The following is an 18,478-nucleotide window of genomic DNA, read 5'->3' as shown; positions in this document are numbered from 1 at the left end:
GTCCGCTCGACTTGCATGTATTAGGCACGCCGCCAGCGTTCGTCCTGAGCCAGGATCAAACTCTCCAAAAAGATGTTTGATTGCTCATAAATAATAAATCAAGAATTAACTGGCATGTATTTTGTTCAGTTTTCAAAGATCAATGTTTACTTTCGTTTCGACAGCTAAATTATCATACCAACTATCTAACTAAAAGTCAACTTATTTTTTCGTTTTTTTCTTGCCCGCATCTCTCAGCGGCGAATATAAATATAGCATGTGTATAAACACCAAGTCAACATATTTCGCCAAAAATTTTATTATATCGATCTGTTATTTACTCCACCAAGGTGCTAGAGTTATCACTTGCCTATGCATGCCTCTTTTTTAATGGATTAAAACTATTTTCTGATCGACGAATACTTCAGTTGCTCATCCTTCTGGATAGGTATCTCTTAAGAACTTCACGGACTGACGGATGAGCTCTTTTAGAACCTCTATGTCAATGTCATCTACTTCATTAATGTACACACATGCCTTTCCAGCTGTATGCTTTCCAAAGCGTTTTAGCAGCTCTTCTCTCTTTGTATCCCCCGTCGCAAAATATAAACTGATCTTTGCTTTTCTAGGCGAGAAACCAACAAGCGGGGCGTCACCTTCATGGCCGGATTTGTATTTATAATGATAAGAACCAAATCCAATAATGCTCTCTCCCCACATTTTTGCTTCATATCCTGTTGTTTCAAAGAAAATATTTAAGAGTCTATAGCTGTCCTCGCGTTTCCTTGGCTGTTCAACGCGATCTATGAATTCCTTGACACTTTCGTCATTTTCCTTTGTCTTTTGTTCGTACATTATTCACACCCCCTCTCTCAACTATACGCTAACCTCCCATTTTTGAAAATAATGAAGGAGACTTTCTTAATAAAGTTTTGTCTCCGACAAAGGCTTTCAAAGCTTCTTTGCTCACATTACATACAAAGGAGTTAATCTCTGTGATCAACCCCTGCATTTATAATTGCCTCCACCCCAATTATACGAAAAAAATCAGCAAGCGTTTGTTTGCTTGCTGATTTTGCCTTTATAACCTTTTGAAGGATCCGCCTACTTAAAAAAGGATTCTAAGTGTACAGTTACTTCTCCACCTTTGATAATACTTCTTTGAATGTACGGATCACTGTGTCTACTTCCTCATAGCTGATTGTAAGCGGCGGCTCAATGCGAATCGTTTTTGAGTTCACAAGAGTACCTGCTACGAGGACTCCCTTATCAAACATCCCCTTTGATACTTCATAGCCGATCTCATCTTTATGAAATTCAATGCCGATCATCAAGCCTTGGCCGCGAACCTCCAGAACTTTGTCTTCATGGCCCGACGCTGCTTCTTTCAAGCCTTTTAGGAAATAGTCGCCGACCTCAGCTGCTCTTTCTGGCAGGTTCTCCTCAAGCAGTACATCAATGGTCGCAATAGCTGCTGCACAAGCAAGCGGGTTGCCTCCAAATGTAGTCGTGTGCATAAACGGATTATCAAATAAATTTTTGAATACCTTCTCATTGGCTACTACTGCTCCAGCCGGCATGACGCCGCCGCCAAAAGCCTTAGCCAAACAAATAATATCGGGCGTCACACCGCACAGTTCGGCAGCGAACATTTTTCCTGTGCGTCCCATTCCCGTTTGTACTTCATCGAAAATCAAGACAACATCATATTCATCACAAAGCTCTCTTACTTCCTTTAAGTAATCCGCAGGCGGGATAATGATACCGCCCTCTCCTTGAATCGGCTCCAAGATCACGGCTCCTACGTCTTCACCGACGAGCGCACACGATTCGAATGTTTTTCTCATCATATCAATATCGCCGTAAGGAATATGCCGGAAGCCCGGGATAAGCGGCAGGAACGGCTTGCGGAATACTCCTTTTGCCGTGCCAGACAAAGAACCTAAGCTCTTGCCATGGAAAGAACGGGTGGTTGATATAATCGTCGACCGGTTGCTGTACATTTTCGCCAGCTTCAAGGCAGCCTCTACACTTTCAGTTCCGCTGTTAGTAAAGAAGGAATACTTTAAATCCCCGGGTGTAATATCGGCCAGAATTTTAGCAAGCATTGCCCGCAGCGGATCCAGCAAATCCTGGCTGTGCAGAGCTTGTCGGTTTAACTGGTCGGTAACTGCTTTTACTACTTTCGGGTGACGGTGACCCACATTATAGATCCCAAATCCGCCGAGACAGTCAATGTACTTCTTACCGCTAATATCCGTGAAGCAAGACCCGCCATCAGACCATTCTACCGCAGCAAACTGACCGCCTTCTGTAACGGTTTTCCGGTAGCTAAGAAAACCTGGATTCACATGTTCGCGGAAGTTGTCTACTGTTTCTTTCGTTACCCACTCCGCCTCCTGTTCAGTGACCTCCTCCTTCTCGATAAGGGCAAGCACCTGTTTAATGTATTCACTCACGTTAGACAGTTGTTCTTTATTCTTTAATTCTGTACTCATTTATCTTCACTCCTATGAATTAAGTATTAGTTTTTAAACCAGCTCACTGGCTCTATTTGTAAATTAATGTTGATCTGTTTAATTTCCTGGAATTCATCTAGCCCGTATGTTCCGAGGCTTCGGCCAATTCCGCTCTGCTTATAGCCGCCCCACGGCGCTTCATTATAGGTTGGATGGTAGGCATTCACCCATGTAATGCCCGCCCGCACTTTTTTGATAACGCGAAGAGCTTTGGCGCCGTCTCCCGAGAAGACCGCTCCAGCCAATCCATAATCCGTTTCATTAGCCAGTTGGATCGCTTCCTGTTCGTCACGGAACGATTGAATCGTAACGACCGGGCCAAAAATTTCCTCCTGCACAATCCTCATATCCTGCTTCACATCGACGAAGGCAGTCGGTTCAACGAAAAATCCTTTGTCTAAACCGTTTTCCGTCAGGCGATTCCCGCCGAACAGAAGACGAGCCCCTTCCTCTTTGCCTGTCTCAATATACTTCAATACCTTTTCCATATGTTCTTGACTGACTAGCGCACCTACTTCAGATTCCGGGTCAGCTCCGTTCCCTACCTTGATCTGTTTCGCCCGTTCAGCAAACCGCTCAATAAAATGCTCATATATACTTTCCTCTACTAGAATTCTTGAACCCGCCGAGCATACTTGGCCGGCACCAAAATAGATGCCAAATAAGGCATAATCTACTGCCGTTTCAAAATCAGCATCCGCAAAAATAATGTTTGGTGATTTCCCGCCGAGCTCAAGAGAAATTTTCTTCATGTTATCAGCGGCTGCTTTCATAATATGCTTGCCCGTCTTTGTGCCGCCCGTGAATGAAATCATATCTACATCTTTATGGGAAGCAATTTCATTTCCCACCACCGGTCCTGCACCGTGCACGAGATTGATGACTCCTTTCGGTACACCGGCTTCTTCTATAATTTCAATGAGTTTAGTCGGCGTCACCGGTGTCACTTCGGATGGCTTGAACACAACGGTGTTGCCAGCCGCAAGAGCGGGCGCGATTTTCCAAACGCTCATCAGCAGCGGAAAGTTCCATGGGACAATTAATCCGCACACGCCAACCGGCTCTCTGACCACCATCGCCTGTACCGGCTCTGCGACATGATACGTCTGGCCATCCGGCTGTGTAATCATCCCTGCGTAATACCGGAAGCAGGCAGACGCATCCGCCATGTCGAACGCTGATTCGCCAATCGTTTTTCCATTATCCATTGTTTCAAGCGCAGCCAGCTCTTCCGCTCTTTCATCAATTTTGTCAGCAATTTTAAGCAGGTAAGAAGCACGCTCCACCGCCGGAAGATCTGACCAGACACCGCTTTCGAACGCTTCCCTTGCCGCTTGAATAGCCAACCTCGCATCTTCAATCGTTCCTTCGGCTGCCTCGGCAATCACTTCCCCGTTCGCCGGGTTAATGACTTCGCGCATCTTACTTCCACTCCCGGCTGTCCACTCACCGTTAATGTACATATGGAGCTTTCCGATTCCAGAATGGCTCTTGATCCCTTGCTGCTTTTCTGTTTCTAGCATTCTCCTATTCCTCCTCTTTTCTGATTTGCTTTATATATTGCAACTAACGTGCCAAATCTAATATGAATGATTTTTCTTAAGCACCAGCTATTTAAAGGCCGCTTTTCGATAAAAAGAAAGGAAGCCAAGCCCTGAATTTATGCATACCTGCATAACATATGTGTGGTTGCATAAATTTCGGATTCTCCAATAAAAAAGAAGGCGACCAGAAACCAGGACACGGCTGGTTTTTAGCCACCTTCTCTTATTGGAAAGAAAATTCACTTTCTGTCTTTCTATTACTCAGGATTTTTTGATACTTCCGGCTTACGGATGATTGACTGACTCCTAAAGCCTTCGCTGCTTTTGTCGTTGTCTTATATTGCTTCATAGCAAGCACAATCAGCTGCTCTTCCACATCCTCAAGTGCCTCCTGGAGCGGAACGACCCGCTTAATCAACGGACGGTCCTTCTTGAAATCATAGCCCAATGACATAAACCCGCTGACAAATTCGGCATCAATCGCTTCTTCATCCGCCGAAACAACGAGCCGCTCAATCATATTTTGCAGTTCCCGTACATTCCCCGGCCATGAATAGAATTCGAGCACGTTCACCGCGTCAGGTGTTAAATAAAAATTCTTGTGATACTTGTCATTCAGCTGCTGCAGGAAGTGCATCGCCAATACAGCAATATCTTCTGTCCGCTCCCGTAACGGAGGGACATGAAGAGGAATCACATTCAACCGATAAAACAAGTCTTCCCGGAATGTCCCTTGCTCGACCATTTTTTCCAGCTTCTTATTCGTGGCCGCGACAATTTGTACATCTACCTTCTCAGGAGTTGTGCTTCCTACAGGAATGACCTCCTGCTCCTGAAGCACTCTCAATAATTTCACCTGCAAGTGAAGCGGCATCTCACCGATCTCATCAAGAAAAAGAACCCCGCGGTCTGCCTTTTTAAAATAGCCGTCTTTTCCTTCTTTATCCGCTCCTGTAAAAGCGCCTTTCTTATAGCCAAACAGCTCGCTCTCCAGCAGATTCTCAGGAATGGCCCCACAATTCAACTTTAAGAAAGGCTGATCCGAGCGCCGTCCCAGCTGATGGATCGCCTGTGCAATGACTTCTTTTCCTACACCCGATTCTCCCGTGATCAGGACAGTCGAAGAAAACTCGGCTATCTTCCTCACTTGAAGCATAATTTTTTCCATCTTAGGGCTGCGGTACATCAGCTTCTTCAGCGTTCGATCTTGATTTTTGAAAGTGTCCAGTTCTTTCTTGTATTTCTCTGACACCTTCTTCATTTCCTTTAACTCTTCCTTGAGCCGGGACGTCTCAGTAATATCCCGGGAGGCAATGATGATCCGGTCGATCTCCCCTTTTTCATTGAATACAGGATTTCCTACAGCAAGCACCTTGACTCCCCTGTTCGATTCCTGAACAATGGATACTTTTTTCTTTTGCTCCATGACGAGTCTCGCGACGGATGGGCTGAACGCCCCTTCCTCCTCCAGACGCGCAATATTTTTTCCGATCATTTGATGCAAGTCAATTCCCCAGAAGCCGTCAATCGTATTCTCGCTGCAGCGGATCAACTCACCTTTTTTATTCACCACAAGTATTTCATCATAAATAGTGGACAAAATTGCATTCAAATCTGTATTTAAATTTTTAATATCTTCAATCTCCATAGCCATTTCTTCGATAGTCGGCAAGTCCTGAACAACCATTAACATGCCGTCCACCTTCTGCCCGTGAGTCAGAATTGGACAGTAATCCACTAGAATACCCATTTCATCCGTCAGATGCACCTGGTTTAACACCGTTTTCCCCGTCGTAAATACACTATCAATATGCCCTTTATGAAAAATAGTTTGAGCAGGCTGGTGCATGACTTTCTCCGCAGTCGACTTGATCATCTTAAGTCCCGCATCATTGCAGTTAATGATCTTCTTCTCGCTATCCACGACAAATATGCCCATTGGAATAGAAGTCAGCAGCGTCCGAAATAAGTCAATTCCCTGCCCTTCTTGCTTAAATAGCTCGGCTAGCAGTTCTTCCCGCTTCAAATATCCAACCGGCTCACCTTCTTCTCCCGTAACGATGGCCAGCGGCTCCCCGATCACCTGGAACACGGCAGGCAGGGAAATCATTTGATGAATGTGCGGTACCTGCTCAACCGGAAGAGACTGGGATAGCAATGTTTGAAAGGCCGCTGTTCCTTTATGCGCTAATCGGTTGCTCTTTAAATGAATGTATGAAACAAGCTGCCCTTTTTCGCTCACGAAGAGAAACGGTTCTTTGATTTTGCTAATATGAATCTTGTCTTCCCCTTGGTGATCCTCCATCGCAATCGAGATGATAGGATTTAATTTACTTTCGTTCATCTCAAACATTTCCTAACCCCCTTGCTGATTGACCCTGCTATCATTCTATCAGAACTTTTAAAAAATACTCTGATAATCATAGAAAAAAGAAGATGGATGCCCATCTTCCCAAAGGTCGATTTATTAATCAGACGCACTGACTGTTAATTCTTCTTTCACGTAAGCGAGCACCATTCCAGGGACCACTTGATCCCCTTTCTCCACCTCAAGGGACTGGATGTCACCGCTAACCCCCGCCTGAACCGTCAGGATGTCTCCTTCATCGCTTCGGACTGTAAACAGCGGCTCCCATTCATAAATGCGAACTTGCTCTTTTACTAAAACTTCTTGAATAACCCCCTTATATGAACTAACAATCATCTCTTTAAACAACTGAATTCAGCTCCTTCTATTTAAATAAATGTCCGCAGCGAATATTATTTTTTTGCCCACCCAAAGCCAAACCAGTCTCCCTGCCCGCGTTACACTTTTCCTATTTGCCTATACGGAACGTTCTGGCCGGCTTCCTCTCCCTTTGCTAATGAGTTAAAGGCTAATCCAGCCGCGAAGCTCGGAAGCCTCTGCCACTTTTCGAATACCTTCTACATATGCCGCTGTTTTCATATCAATCCCGAATTGGTCTGCTGTTTCCTTAACAGCTAGAAAGCTGGCATACATCTTTTCCTTCAACCGCTCCTCCACCGTTTCTTCTGTCCAGTAGTAGCCTTGGTTGTTTTGGCACCATTCAAAGTAGGATACAACCACGCCTCCGGAATTGGCGAGGATGTCAGGGACAACTGTAATTCCACGCTCACTAAGTTTTCGTAAGGCTCCCTTCGTCGTTGGACCATTCGCTGCTTCTATAATCAGCTGGCACTTTAACAAATCTGCATTATCTTCTGTAATGACTCCCCCGATCGCTGCAGGAACAAGCACATCACACTCCTTTTGAAGCAGCTCTTCATTCGTTAATACATCATCAAAAAGCCCGCTGACAATACCGAATGAATCACGGCGGCTAAGCAAATATGGAATGTCTAGGCCGCTCTCATCATATATCGCTCCCAGTGCATCAGAAATGCCGACTACCTTGGCGCCAAGCTCATGTAAATAATAAGCAAGATAGCCGCCAACATTTCCAAACCCTTGAACAATGACCTTTAATCCTTCCAGCTTCTTGCCCCTTAGCTGGCAAACCGTTTGCAATGTATATAATACGCCTTTCGAAGTAGCCGTTTCTCTCCCTTGGGAACCGCCAAGAGCGAGCGGCTTTCCGGTAATAAATCCCGGTGAATCAAACTCTCTGATGTGATCATATTCATCAAGCATCCATGCCATAATTTGTGAATTCGTATACATATCCGGGGCCGGAATATCCTTTGTCGGCCCGACGATCTGGCTTACGGCTCTTACGTACCCACGGCTCAGCCGCTCCAGTTCACCCGTGCTCATGCTCCGCGGTTCGCACACGATGCCCCCTTTGGCTCCTCCATAAGGAATCCCGGTCACCCCGCACTTCAAACTCATCCAGCCGGCCAATGCTTTCACTTCGTCAGCCATGACATCCGGATGGAACCGTATCCCACCTTTTGTCGGTCCGTTCGCATCGTTATGCTGGGCACGATATCCGCGAAAGACCTCTGTCCGGCCATTATCCATCCTTACAGGAATGTTTATTTCTAAGAATCTCATCGGCTCTTTCAGAAACTGAAAAACCTCGTCCGAGTAGCCTAGAACCGCCACCGCTTCTTTCAGGATCGATTGAAACTCCTCTTGCGGACTTTGCTTCTTATAATCTTGCCTTTCTTTCTCGCTTGCTTTTACCTGTACATTGCTTTCCATTCTTTACACCTCATTTGACGTTGTTGCTATATAACAAGCAAGTCCTGTGCCAACCGTAAGGAACCGTGAAAGCTCATAAAACCGCACCTATACCGCACATTTTTACCGATCACTCTTTCTTTTTCTTAACGTTTTATTCATAAGTGAATAAATAATTACTTTCTGTATACTTTTAAAGGTCCGTAGGGAAATCAATCGGCAGAGCAGGAAAAACCAGCTGGGGGTTCACCTCGCTTTTTACAAGCATGATATGCAGGCCTGTAACCTCATCGATGACAAAAAAGATACCTTAAAGCCAACAAACCGCTTAAGGTACCTCGCATATGAATCTCATTATCAAATTAACCCTTCATTAAAAGCGGGGATCAATCGGTGTTTCAATCGTTGCGTGCGCTTCAATTACCTCTGCCGCATCAAACAATGTGTCTTCGCGGAAGCGTCTGCCTAAAAGCTGAACGCCCACAGGCAGTCCTCCTTTGACCGATGTCGGCACAGAAATAGCTGGGAACCCAAGGACCGGTACAGCCATCATCGACCATTGAGCCGCCATAAGCCTTCTCATGCTTTCCACGCTCGCAATATCAGCATCTTGCTCAAATGCCTGCTCAGCAGATACCGGCATAAGCAGCAGCGGATACGCTTGCATAAACTCCTGCAGCCTATAAATAAGCGTGCCCCGTCGGGCATACCCCTTCATATAATCTGACAGGCTAGGGTCCTTGCCCCACCACTCTTCCGATACCGCATAATAATGCTTGGCCGCCTGTTTCATTCCATCGTCCCCGAGCTGCTCTACGAGAGGCATGACTTGTTTAAATTCCATCATACAAAGCAAATACCAGAGCTTGTAGGCCTCTTCAAACAGAGGAAGCTCTACCTCTTCTACAATATAACCGGCACCTCTTAATTTCTCTGCCGCTTCATCGACTGCTCGATTCACTGCCTCTGTCGGACGGGCTACTCCTGCATCTCTCAGCAAGCCGACACGGATCGGTTTTTGTAAGGCAGACCCTGTCAAAGGAACCGACGAGTGGATAGGATCACGGGGATGGAAGTCACTCATACCAGCAAGCCCCAGGCGCAGATCAGCTACCGAACGCGCTAAAGGGCCTTCCACTGACATCAGCTGCACCGCAAGCGACTGGTCTCCGTTCGGCGGACCATACCAGCCAGGTATTCTTCCTGGCGTCGGACGAAGGCCAGCAATTCCGCAGGCATACGCGGGATAGCGGATAGAGCCGCCAATGTCATTGCCATGCCCAATCGGCATCATACCTGCAGCAACAGCGGCAGCGGCACCCCCGCTGGAGCGGCCCGGGGTTCTGGCCGCCTCCCAAGGATTGAGCGTTCTTCCATGCAAGTCATTATTGGTAAACCACCGGTAGGAGAAGGACGGAGTATTGCTCCGGCCTATGATAACAGCACCTGCATTACGCAAGTTAAATATTTGCGGGCTGTCTTCTGAGGCCACATTATCCTTATAAGCTACGATTCCGTCCGTTGTTACATGCCCAGCCTGATCGCTATTTACTTTCGTGGAAACCGGTACACCGTGCAAAGGCCCAAGCTCTTCACCGCGGGCCACCGCTTGATCAGCCTCGTCAGCCGCGGCCAGCGCTTCTTCCGCACATACTTCCACAAGCGCATTTACCTTCGGGTTCACTTCTTCGATACGCTTTAAACTGCTGGCTACTGCCTCCCTTGAAGAAATGGCTCTCGTTTTAATAGCATGTGCGAGTTCGGTAGCCGTCCATTGCCATAGTTCATCTTTCCCTTTGTGATTCAATACATGAGGTGCTGCTGGCTGTGAAGGAGATTGCTTCATATCAACACCGTCTTTCATAAAATTTTATATGGCTGTAGCTATTGTCTGAAACATCCTCATTTAACGAGAAGGAGTTGTATTTTTTTGTCTCTCGTATCGGCTGATTTGGTCCGGTGTTTTTGCATGAGGAAAAGAAAGGTTCTTATATACATCCGCATGTTCAATTCCCGCTTCGTAGCACTCATCGACATTGCTGCCTGCCTCCTTGAACTCCTTCAGCATCTTTAAAAAGCCAAACATGCCGCAGGAGCCTGTCTCCCTGACGCGTCTTACTTCCTCTAAATTTAAATTTACAAATGTAAATGACTCAGCTATCCCAAGCTGTTCAATAATCCTTCCTTCAGGGTCGATAGCAACTGAATCTCCCATCCCGATTGGTGAAGGCTGATTCACACTGACGACAAAACATTGATTCTCAATCGCGCGGGTAATGGCGACCGGCGTATGATTTCGCAAGCCCCCGATCCACTCTCCCTGCAAAGTCGGCTTGATAATCACTTCCGCTCCTTTTAAAGCGAGATTACGTGCAGACTCCGGGTAATGACCGTCTGCACAGATCAGGAAACCAACCTTCCCAATATTAGGAATCTCAAATATCGGAAATTCATTTCCAGAAGCAGACGGTTCAAGCGGATAAGGAATGAACACTTTTCTATATTTTAAAACAATCTCCCCTTGTGGAGAAATGAGCATAGCCGTATTATAAACTTTTCCATCTTCTCCTAATTCACAAAGAGAGCCCGGAACGATCCACTTTTTGACTTGCTGTGCTTTCAGCATTAATTCCTGCACGGAAGGCCCATTCGGTATCGATTCGGCCATTACCTTCCAATTTAATGTATCCAGTCCATTCAGGTACAGCTCTGGAAAACAAATAAGGTCAATAGTCGGGTTCACAGAACAAACTTGATCAATATACTCCAGCATCTTATCCAAATTTTCCTTCTTTCTCTCTATCGGATCAGGATGTGTGCCCGGTGTAGCCGCTTGTACAATGGCCATATTTAAATAACTCATATTTTCAACCTCCCTTTTCTTCATTTTAGAATAAACTGAAAAATTTGAAAATTACCCGAAAGTATAAGAAAGTATAATATTCTATACAGTAAATAACGCGAGCCCTTCTTTCATGATATAAACAGTACTTTTACAGAGGTGAACATATGAATGGTTCATTGCTTTCTCATTCTAAAAGAATGATGCTCGAACTGGATGACTTGGAAAGTCTCCTCGACCTTCGAAAAGAAGTTCTTTTTTTGTTCGAGAAATATTTTGGCTTCGAGCGTTCTATTTTTTGGCTGTGCAGCGAGGACCAAAAAATTTTCGACCCGGTTTCTAGAAACACACCAGCAAAAGTGCTCGACCACTACACTGTCCACTATTCCCAGCAAGATTTCTTACTGCCGAGCCATGTCGCTCCCCTCTTGTCCGAAAGGAGAGTACTCAAAATAGAAGATGTGATTTCCAGACAGGAATACGAAAACAGCTGCTTTTTTAATGAATTCATGAAGCCGAACGATCACTACCATGAAATAGGCATTTATTTAATAAGCCAGAATAAATTACTCGGGGGCATTTCGTTTGTAGGGGAACGAAACGATCCTTCCTTCCATACCCATTCCATTGATGAAATTGAAGTGGTTTCCTATTTTATCTCTATGAAACTGAACTATCTTCTCCGCCAATCACCGATACATAAACAAACCCACTTAACGCCAAGCGAACAAAAGGTTTGCGGGCTTTTAAAGAAAGGGCTTACAAACCAGGAAATGGCAGACCAGCTAGTAGTGAGTTTGAATACAATTAAGAAGCATCTTCAAAACATCTATAAAAAGCTAGGTGTATCGAACCGAACAAGCCTTTTATCCTTTCTTATGTCTTAATAAAGCTTCAAGTTTCTTTTCATTCAAAAGCCATTCCCCCTTTAGAGGAATGGCTTTTGTTTATTTTATTTCTTTACTAGCCTCTGAGAGGTATCCCATACAATTTGGCCATCCATTAACGTCAGTTCTGTGGACGCCTCTAGTATCTCTTTCTCATTCACTTGAAAGAGATTTCGATCTAACACAATGATATCTGCCAGCTTTCCTTCCTCTATCGTTCCTAGTTCATCCTCGCGGAACACACTGTAAGCAGAAGCACTTGTGTAGGCTTTGAGGGCTTCTCCTAATGTGACTTTTTCCTGTTCATTCCACGTATCTTTTAATGTAAAGTCCTTCCGTGTCACGGCATGGTAAATCCCCAGCATCGGATTAAGAGGGACAATCGGATAATCGCTGCTGTAGGAAGCGACGGCGCCCGATCGCACTAGTAAAGCGTTCGAGTAAATATACGTCAGCTTCTCTTTTTTCACGCGCGTTGTATGGCTTTCTCTCGGCATCAATGCCATGTGATAAGGCTGAATGGACGGCATGACACCCAGCTCACGAAAACGCGGGATGTCTTCTGGAGCGATAATTTCAATGTGCTCCAAGCAGTGGCGCGACTCTCTTTTTCCGTTTATTTCTCGTGCTTTTTCATATAAATCCAGTCCTAGCCTCACAGCCCCGTCACCAATAGAGTGAAAGCGAATTTGAAACCCTTCCTTGTCCGCTTCAACGACCCAGCGCTGCAGCTCTTCTTCCCGATAAGCTGTTTCGCCTTTTGTCTCCGGACGGTCTGTGTACGGATCAATCATATACGCCGTATAGCCGGTGACGACACCATCGATGAACTGCTTTAAGCCCGCTACCCGCAATTTATCAGAAGCGTATCGCTCACGCAGCTCCTTCGCCTTTTCCATATCTCCATTTAAAGGCGGATAAATATGAAGTCTTGTAGTCAGCCTGTTGGCTTCATCAAACTCTTTATAAATATGGTAAGCTTCGAGCTTCTCATGCGCCCGGCTTGCATACAGGTCATTGACCGATGTGACGCCAAGCTGGGCCGCATGCTCTAGAAATTGCTGAAGCATGTCCTCTAGCTTTTTCTTCGGAAAATCATAAGCATAGTCTGTGGCCAAAGAGATAGCCGTTTCAATTAAGATGCCGGTCGGCTCCCCGTTCTTATCCTTATAGATGATGCCGTAGTCCGGATTTTTTGTCTCTTTTGTAATTCCTGCGAGGTTTAAAGCAAGTGAATTCACCCAGCCATAATGCCCCTCCGCATGCAATAGGACAACCGGGCGGTCAGGCAGCACTTGATCTAATATGCGGCGGCTAGGAAATTCCTTTTCTCCCCATGCCGTATGGTCCCACCCCGTCCCGATAATCCATTCATCGTGCGGGTGCTTGTCCGCATATTCTTTTACCATTTGCGCCGCTTCCTGGGCTGAATTTGCTTCAGCCAGCGATACACTGTAGTGGGTGAATAAGCTGCCGAGCATCACATGCAAGTGGGCATCAAAAAAACCTGGCATGATTAACTTGTCGCCTGCATCGATCACTTTCGTATGCTCTCCTCTTAACTCCCACACTTGTTCAGCAGGCCCTACTTTCATAATTTTATTGCCGCTAATCGCAACAGCCAGCTCTTCCGGCTCCTCCTTCAATCCTGTGAATACCGCTTTACTTTTAAGAAGAATATCTGCTTTCATGTTTTTCTTCCTCCTCATTATGGTGTGAGTGATCCGCGGATAGATGCAGCTCAGGCGGACGCTGTTTAAAACCTTTCGTTAAGAAGAACATATAGACAAGGCCCAGGACAAACCAGGCTGTTCCGAGTATTTTTGAATTCATATCTAAATTAATCAGCAAGTACAGATCCAGCAAGGCGCCAATGAAAGGGACGATTAAATAAAGAAGGGTTCCTTTTAAAGACCGCTGCCGCTGACGGATGAAGTAATAAGATATAACCGCTATATTAACACTAGTAAAAGCAAGGAAAGCTCCAAAATTAATGAACGAGGCAACGAGCGATAAACTGACAAACAAAGCTAACAAAGAGAAGGCACTAATAAACAAAATATTGTTCACCGGTGTTTGAAGCTTGGAGTGGAGCGTCCCAAAAAACTTTCTAGGCAGCTGGCCATCCCGGCCCATGGCATACAGAATGCGGGAAGCACTGGCTTGTGATGACATCGCTGATCCGAAGGCCGTTATGGCGTATACTGCCAGAAAGCCGGATGCCAGCGCTTCTCCTCCAACGAATGTAATGATTTCATGGGAAGCGGAGTCAGGGTTGCTGAATGTACCGTAATTCGGCCACACAAGGTGAGCAAAATAGGAAACGGCTATAAAGACGGCTCCCCCGGCCAATGTGATGCTAAACACTGCCCGTGGAATCGTCTTTGCCGGCTTTACTGTTTCCTCAGCAAAGGTAGTCGCTGAATCGAATCCGAGAAAGGAGAAGCATAATAAAGCGGCTCCAGCAACGATGAAGGAGAATGGCTCCTCAGAGTTATAGAAAGGTTCAAACGTGAACAGCGTTCCGGCCCCTGCCCCTCCTATCACTTCTTTTATCGAGAAACCGATAAACAGTAAAATAAATAGAAGAGAAAAAATCGTAATTAACGCATTCGCTTTTGACGCGAGCTTGACTCCCTTCATATTGATATAGGTGACTAGCAGCATCATGCTTAAAATCCACACATATGGCGGGATCGCTGGAAAGGCAGCAGAGAAGAAGATGCCAAACAGCAGGTAATTGACCATAGGGATAAATAGATAGTCCATTAAGATGGCCCAGCCTACCATAAAACCAACATACGGGTTGATGGATTTTTGCGTGTAGGCATAAGCCGAACCGGCAGAGGGAATTATCTTTGACATTTGTCCGTAACTGTAGGCGGTAAAAAGCATAACCACCAAAGCAACGACATAAGAGCCCGGAACCATCCCATGCGACAATTCAGCCGCAATTCCATACGTGCTGAACACGGTAGCCAGGGCCATAAATGAAAAGCCGAACAGCACGATTGGCAGAAACGTCAGCGACCTTTCCATTTGTTTCTGTGTTGACATGTCCACTCCTCCTCTTAAAAGTGAGCTTTTTATATGATGAACCAGCTCCTTCAAACTCCCTGCTGCAGCTAATTAGATAGATTGATAGATCAGCTGTTAGAAAGCCTCTGACACCTTCTCGATCTCACCTTCGTCCTTCTCTTCTTTTTCTCTCTCTTCTGCTTCGAGGCGTGCGATTTCTTCGGCGGACAGCTTTTCAATTTTGAAACCTGTAAACCCGTACAACAGTGCCATCATCGGACTGATTAAACATAAGAAAGCATACGGAGCATATTGAAAAGTGGAAACGCCTAGTGTAGCTGCCATGAATGCTCCGCACGTATTCCAAGGGACAAGAGGAGATGTCATCGTTCCCGCATCCTCTAATGTCCGAGACAGATTTTTGGCGTGCAGCCCTCTTTTCCGGTAAGCCTTTACATACATTCGGCCTGGCAGGAGAATAGATAAATACTGATCACAGGCGACAATGTTAGCTGTTAGGCATGTCGCTACGGTTGTAGCAATTAAGCTGCCGGTCGATCTGGCAAGCTTTAGTAAACTGGTCACAAGCGTTTCCAGTACCCGGCTGACTTCAAGAATCCCCCCAAAGCTCATAGCAATCATGACGAGCGAAATGGTATACATCATCGCTTCCGTTCCGCCGTTGTTTAATAAATTATTCAGCACTTCATTCGCCGTTTCCATTTCAAACCCATAGACCATGACACTGAAAATCTCTCCAACAGGCACCCCTTGAACAGTGACCGCTACAATAGCTCCTAGAATAGAGCCGATTACCAGCCCTGGAAGAGCCGGTGTTTTCGCGGCGATCAACCCGAGAACCACAATAGGCACAATTAGAAGCCATGGACTAATGACAAACATCTCGCTTAACTGCTGCTGCAGGGCGGTAACCTCCTCTATTCCAGCTCCTTTTCCTTTATTGGCTTGCCCTATAAAGAAGTAGATGGCAACAGATATAATCAGAGCGGGAATCGTTGTAAGCAGCATATAGCGTATATGGTCAAATAACTCAACGCCTGTAATCCCCGGCGACATATTCGTCGTTTCTGAAAGAGGAGAAATCTTGTCGCCAAAGTAACAGCCAGAAATAACAGCTCCGGCGACCATGGCCATATTCATCCCTAATCCAGCCCCAACGCCCATAATGGCGATACCAATGGTGCCCGCCGCTGTCCAGGCATTTCCAGAGGCAATGGCTACGATGCTGCAGATGATAGCCGCTGCAGGCAGGAAATAGGCCGGCGACAAAACATCAAGCCCGTAATAAATCATCGTAGGAACGATCCCTCCTGCGATCCACGTCCCGATAATGGTACCGATAATCATTAAAATGAGCAGTGCCTGCATCGATAAAGTCACAGCGTCAATGATTCCTTTTTCAATTTCGCGCCACGTATAACCAAGATAAACAGCTACAACAGTTGCAACTACTGCACTTAATAAAAGAGGAACGTGGGGATCTGCCTCAAACATGAAGATACCTACAAACAAAAATACAATCATTGCAAAGATAGGGACCAGCGCAACAGCAAGCGACGGTGTTTTCCTTTTCCTCATTATCATCCCTCTTTCCTTTTATGGTTGGTATAAAAGAATTAGCAATAATCATGCCAAAGGACTAAATTTTCTGAATATAAAGAAAGACGATTGCGAGAGGGACAGGACCAAGATAAAAAGAGACATTTTTATGCTGTCATGCATAATCTATTCACCTCAGCATAAGAGAGAAGATGAAACAATGGACAGGATTCCTCAGCCTCCAATAAATAAAGCCTGTTTGTAATTGGTTTATTTAGGGTACGCTGAGAAAAAGTACGTTTACATATAAATAAAGGAGGCAGTCATGAAGGATCAAACTAGGCACACTCAAATCCGTTCCACTGCGGAAAGTCAGGAGGCCTATTCCTCCCGCAACCTTTGGTCAGGCTTCTTGTTTGGCGTCGGATTAGTCGCCTTCATTGACGAGGCGGTGTTTCACCAGCTGCTTCATTGGCATCATTTCTATGATAAATCTACAATGGATATCGGTCTCGTAGCTGACGGGTTCTTTCATGCCTTCAGCTGGTTTGCCACTGTAGCAGGATTATTTATGTATGCAGACCTTAAACGAAGGCATGCCCTGTGGCGGAGAAGATGGTGGGGCGGCGTGCTGTTGGGAGTCGGGGTCTTTCAGCTATATGACGGCATCATTCATCATAAAGTTATGCGTATCCACCAGATCCGCTACGTCGAAAATGTTCTTGTGTATGATTTAGTATGGAATATTCTTGCCGTTATTCTCATTATCATTGGTGCCATTGTCATCCGGCGCTCTAAGCCAAGTCGGGAGGCGGAGATAAAATGAATCATGGCACTCACCACTCCCCTGCTGACACGGGCATGACAGACCTTCTTCTCTCCTTGCCATTCATCCTGCTGATCGTCACTTACATAGCGGCAGCTGCACTGTCCAGCCGCCGCTATAAAAGCTGGCCGGTTTATCGCACGGTTTTATGGACGGGGGGCGTTCTTTCTGCTGCCTTAGCGATCGTTGGCCCTATTGCCGAGCGGGCTCATACGGACTTTGTCGCTCATATGGCCGGCCACCTGCTTCTCGGTATGCTGGGCCCCCTTCTGATGGTCTTATCCGCTCCCATGACTCTTTTACTGCGCACGCTCCCTGTAACAATAGCAAGAAGAGTCTCCCGCGTATTAAAAAGCCCGCCTCTGCGTGTATTAACAGACCCGGTCATTACGACCATTTTGAACGTCGGCGGACTATGGGTGCTGTATACTACTAACCTGTATGCAGCCATGCATGAGAACATTTTTCTCTATGCTTTCATTCACTTGCACGTCTTCCTTGCGGGTTATTTCTTCACGGCTTCCATTATTTATATTGACCCGGCTCCGCACCGTTTAAGCTTCGTCTATCGGTCGGTCGTTTTAATTATTGCGTTGGCGGGGCACAGCATTCTGTCAAAATACATTTATGCTTACCCGCCAGCTGGCGTCCCTGCCTCACAGGCAGAGTCAGGAGGCATGCTGATGTATTATGGAGGAGATGCCGTTGATCTGGTACTTATCTTCGTCCTTTGCCTGCACTGGTATAAAGCAGCAAGACCGCGGGAGCTCGCACCTGCTTCTTAAGTGTACTCCTCTCGCCGTTGAAATTATGAAAGGAGATAACCGAAAGTTTATCCGTATAAACAGTTGCCGGAATACGACAAAGGCCATTACACATTTTGGTGTAATGGCCTTTCACGTTGTTGAAAAACAACTTAGTCAAGAAAACCCTGGTGAATTCTCACCGGGGTTTTCACTTTTTTTGAATTGTTAAACGGAACCTTCTATAATATGAGAAGTGAGGTGGAGACCGATTTTCTGTAAAGAGCGGAGTTTGGCCCACTTTTTCAAGTTTTGTATGATGCCGGTCATCAAAACTTGCGTTTTCACTTTTTGAACTCCACGGTAACGTGCATAGCGCAGACCGTGGAGTTCTTTACTGTGTGCAAAGCTTAATT

The 18,478-nt window shown here is 45.8% G+C and carries 15 protein-coding genes and 1 rRNA gene; 3 read left to right on the top strand and 13 right to left on the bottom strand.

The window, feature by feature from the left end:
- The 9 genes from QY97_RS17205 to QY97_RS17165 form a co-directional block, all read right to left on the bottom strand.
- Positions 1–71, bottom strand: a 16S ribosomal RNA gene (locus QY97_RS17205); the annotation flags it as partial.
- 340 nt (positions 72–411) lie between these two features.
- Positions 412–834 (bottom strand): DUF1801 domain-containing protein, encoded by a 423-nt coding sequence (locus tag QY97_RS17200; RefSeq protein WP_039231283.1) that lies wholly within the window; start codon positions 832–834, stop codon positions 412–414.
- Positions 835–1,112: 278 nt separating this feature from the next.
- Positions 1,113–2,477, bottom strand: coding sequence for a putrescine aminotransferase (locus QY97_RS17195; protein WP_039231281.1), 1,365 nt, complete (start codon positions 2,475–2,477; stop codon positions 1,113–1,115).
- Between the two features lie 26 nt (positions 2,478–2,503).
- The gene (locus QY97_RS17190) at positions 2,504–3,961 is read right to left on the bottom strand and encodes an aldehyde dehydrogenase family protein (protein WP_039231294.1); all 1,458 of its coding nucleotides are present in this window, start codon (positions 3,959–3,961) and stop codon (positions 2,504–2,506) included.
- A gap of 304 nt (positions 3,962–4,265) precedes the next feature.
- A complete protein-coding gene (locus QY97_RS17185; protein ID WP_039231279.1) occupies positions 4,266–6,395 on the bottom strand; it encodes a sigma 54-interacting transcriptional regulator in 2,130 nt (709 codons plus the stop codon).
- Between the two features lie 114 nt (positions 6,396–6,509).
- Positions 6,510–6,758, bottom strand: a complete 249-nt coding sequence (locus QY97_RS17180; protein ID WP_039231277.1) for a hypothetical protein — start codon at positions 6,756–6,758, stop codon at positions 6,510–6,512.
- A gap of 153 nt (positions 6,759–6,911) precedes the next feature.
- Positions 6,912–8,207: a Glu/Leu/Phe/Val family dehydrogenase gene (locus QY97_RS17175; RefSeq protein ID WP_039231275.1), complete on the bottom strand. Its 1,296-nt coding sequence runs from the start codon at positions 8,205–8,207 to the stop codon at positions 6,912–6,914.
- A 352-nt stretch (positions 8,208–8,559) separates the two neighbouring features.
- Entirely contained in the window at positions 8,560–10,032 is a 1,473-nt protein-coding gene (locus tag QY97_RS17170) for an amidase family protein (RefSeq protein WP_039231292.1), read from the bottom strand.
- A 60-nt stretch (positions 10,033–10,092) separates the two neighbouring features.
- Positions 10,093–11,049, bottom strand: a complete 957-nt coding sequence (locus tag QY97_RS17165) for a carbon-nitrogen hydrolase family protein (protein ID WP_052717151.1) — start codon at positions 11,047–11,049, stop codon at positions 10,093–10,095.
- A 146-nt stretch (positions 11,050–11,195) separates the two neighbouring features.
- Here QY97_RS17165 and QY97_RS17160 point away from each other — a divergent pair, with 146 nt between their 5' ends.
- Positions 11,196–11,915 carry a helix-turn-helix transcriptional regulator gene (locus QY97_RS17160; protein ID WP_039231273.1) on the top strand — a complete coding sequence of 240 codons (720 nt, stop codon included), beginning with the start codon at positions 11,196–11,198 and terminating at the stop codon, positions 11,913–11,915.
- Between the two features lie 65 nt (positions 11,916–11,980).
- Here QY97_RS17160 and QY97_RS17155 read toward each other — a convergent pair whose 3' ends face one another.
- The 3 genes from QY97_RS17155 to nhaC all read right to left on the bottom strand — a co-directional run bounded on the left by QY97_RS17155 (position 11,981) and on the right by nhaC (position 16,532).
- On the bottom strand, positions 11,981–13,606 hold the full coding sequence (locus QY97_RS17155; protein WP_039231271.1) for an amidohydrolase: 1,626 nt from the start codon (positions 13,604–13,606) through the stop codon (positions 11,981–11,983).
- Positions 13,584–14,972: an APC family permease gene (locus QY97_RS17150; protein ID WP_046128802.1), complete on the bottom strand. Its 1,389-nt coding sequence runs from the start codon at positions 14,970–14,972 to the stop codon at positions 13,584–13,586. The genes QY97_RS17155 and QY97_RS17150 overlap by 23 nt, the downstream gene beginning before the upstream one ends.
- A 96-nt stretch (positions 14,973–15,068) precedes the next feature.
- A complete protein-coding gene (gene nhaC, locus QY97_RS17145; RefSeq protein ID WP_052717150.1) occupies positions 15,069–16,532 on the bottom strand; it encodes a Na+/H+ antiporter NhaC in 1,464 nt (487 codons plus the stop codon).
- A gap of 286 nt (positions 16,533–16,818) precedes the next feature.
- Between nhaC and QY97_RS17140 the strand changes: the two genes are divergently transcribed.
- Together QY97_RS17140 and QY97_RS17135 are read left to right on the top strand one after the other, a co-directional pair.
- Positions 16,819–17,319, top strand: coding sequence for a DUF2243 domain-containing protein (locus QY97_RS17140; protein WP_039231268.1), 501 nt, complete (start codon positions 16,819–16,821; stop codon positions 17,317–17,319).
- A complete protein-coding gene (locus QY97_RS17135) occupies positions 17,316–18,104 on the top strand; it encodes a cytochrome c oxidase assembly protein (protein WP_039231267.1) in 789 nt (262 codons plus the stop codon). Before QY97_RS17140 ends, QY97_RS17135 begins: the two co-directional genes overlap by 4 nt.
- 186 nt (positions 18,105–18,290) lie before the next feature.
- Here QY97_RS17135 and QY97_RS17130 read toward each other — a convergent pair.
- Positions 18,291–18,478, bottom strand: a 188-nt coding sequence (locus QY97_RS17130; protein WP_039231265.1) for a transposase, incomplete at its 5' end; no start/stop codon positions are given.

Source organism: Bacillus thermotolerans (genome assembly GCF_000812025.2).
GTDB lineage: Bacteria > Bacillota > Bacilli > Bacillales > Domibacillaceae > Quasibacillus > Quasibacillus thermotolerans.
Note: the sequence above shows the minus strand (reverse complement) of the source record. Positions and strands in the feature narration are given on the sequence as shown.

Bases quoted from the DNA above. Each gene is read 5' to 3' on its own strand.
- QY97_RS17160 (WP_039231273.1), top strand. From the start codon at position 11,196: ATGAATGGTTCATTGCTTTCTCATTCTAAAAGAATGATGCTCGAACTG.
- QY97_RS17175 (WP_039231275.1), bottom strand. From the start codon at position 8,207: ATGGAAAGCAATGTACAGGTAAAAGCAAGCGAGAAAGAAAGGCAAGAT.
- QY97_RS17150 (WP_046128802.1), bottom strand. From the start codon at position 14,972: ATGTCAACACAGAAACAAATGGAAAGGTCGCTGACGTTTCTGCCAATC.
- QY97_RS17195 (WP_039231281.1), bottom strand. From the start codon at position 2,477: ATGAGTACAGAATTAAAGAATAAAGAACAACTGTCTAACGTGAGTGAA.
- QY97_RS17155 (WP_039231271.1), bottom strand. From the start codon at position 13,606: ATGAAAGCAGATATTCTTCTTAAAAGTAAAGCGGTATTCACAGGATTG.
- nhaC (WP_052717150.1), bottom strand. From the start codon at position 16,532: ATGAGGAAAAGGAAAACACCGTCGCTTGCTGTTGCGCTGGTCCCTATC.
- QY97_RS17190 (WP_039231294.1), bottom strand. From the start codon at position 3,961: ATGTACATTAACGGTGAGTGGACAGCCGGGAGTGGAAGTAAGATGCGC.
- QY97_RS17185 (WP_039231279.1), bottom strand. From the start codon at position 6,395: ATGTTTGAGATGAACGAAAGTAAATTAAATCCTATCATCTCGATTGCG.
- QY97_RS17140 (WP_039231268.1), top strand. From the start codon at position 16,819: ATGAAGGATCAAACTAGGCACACTCAAATCCGTTCCACTGCGGAAAGT.
- QY97_RS17165 (WP_052717151.1), bottom strand. From the start codon at position 11,049: ATGAGTTATTTAAATATGGCCATTGTACAAGCGGCTACACCGGGCACA.
- QY97_RS17200 (WP_039231283.1), bottom strand. From the start codon at position 834: ATGTACGAACAAAAGACAAAGGAAAATGACGAAAGTGTCAAGGAATTC.
- QY97_RS17170 (WP_039231292.1), bottom strand. From the start codon at position 10,032: ATGAAGCAATCTCCTTCACAGCCAGCAGCACCTCATGTATTGAATCAC.
- QY97_RS17135 (WP_039231267.1), top strand. From the start codon at position 17,316: ATGAATCATGGCACTCACCACTCCCCTGCTGACACGGGCATGACAGAC.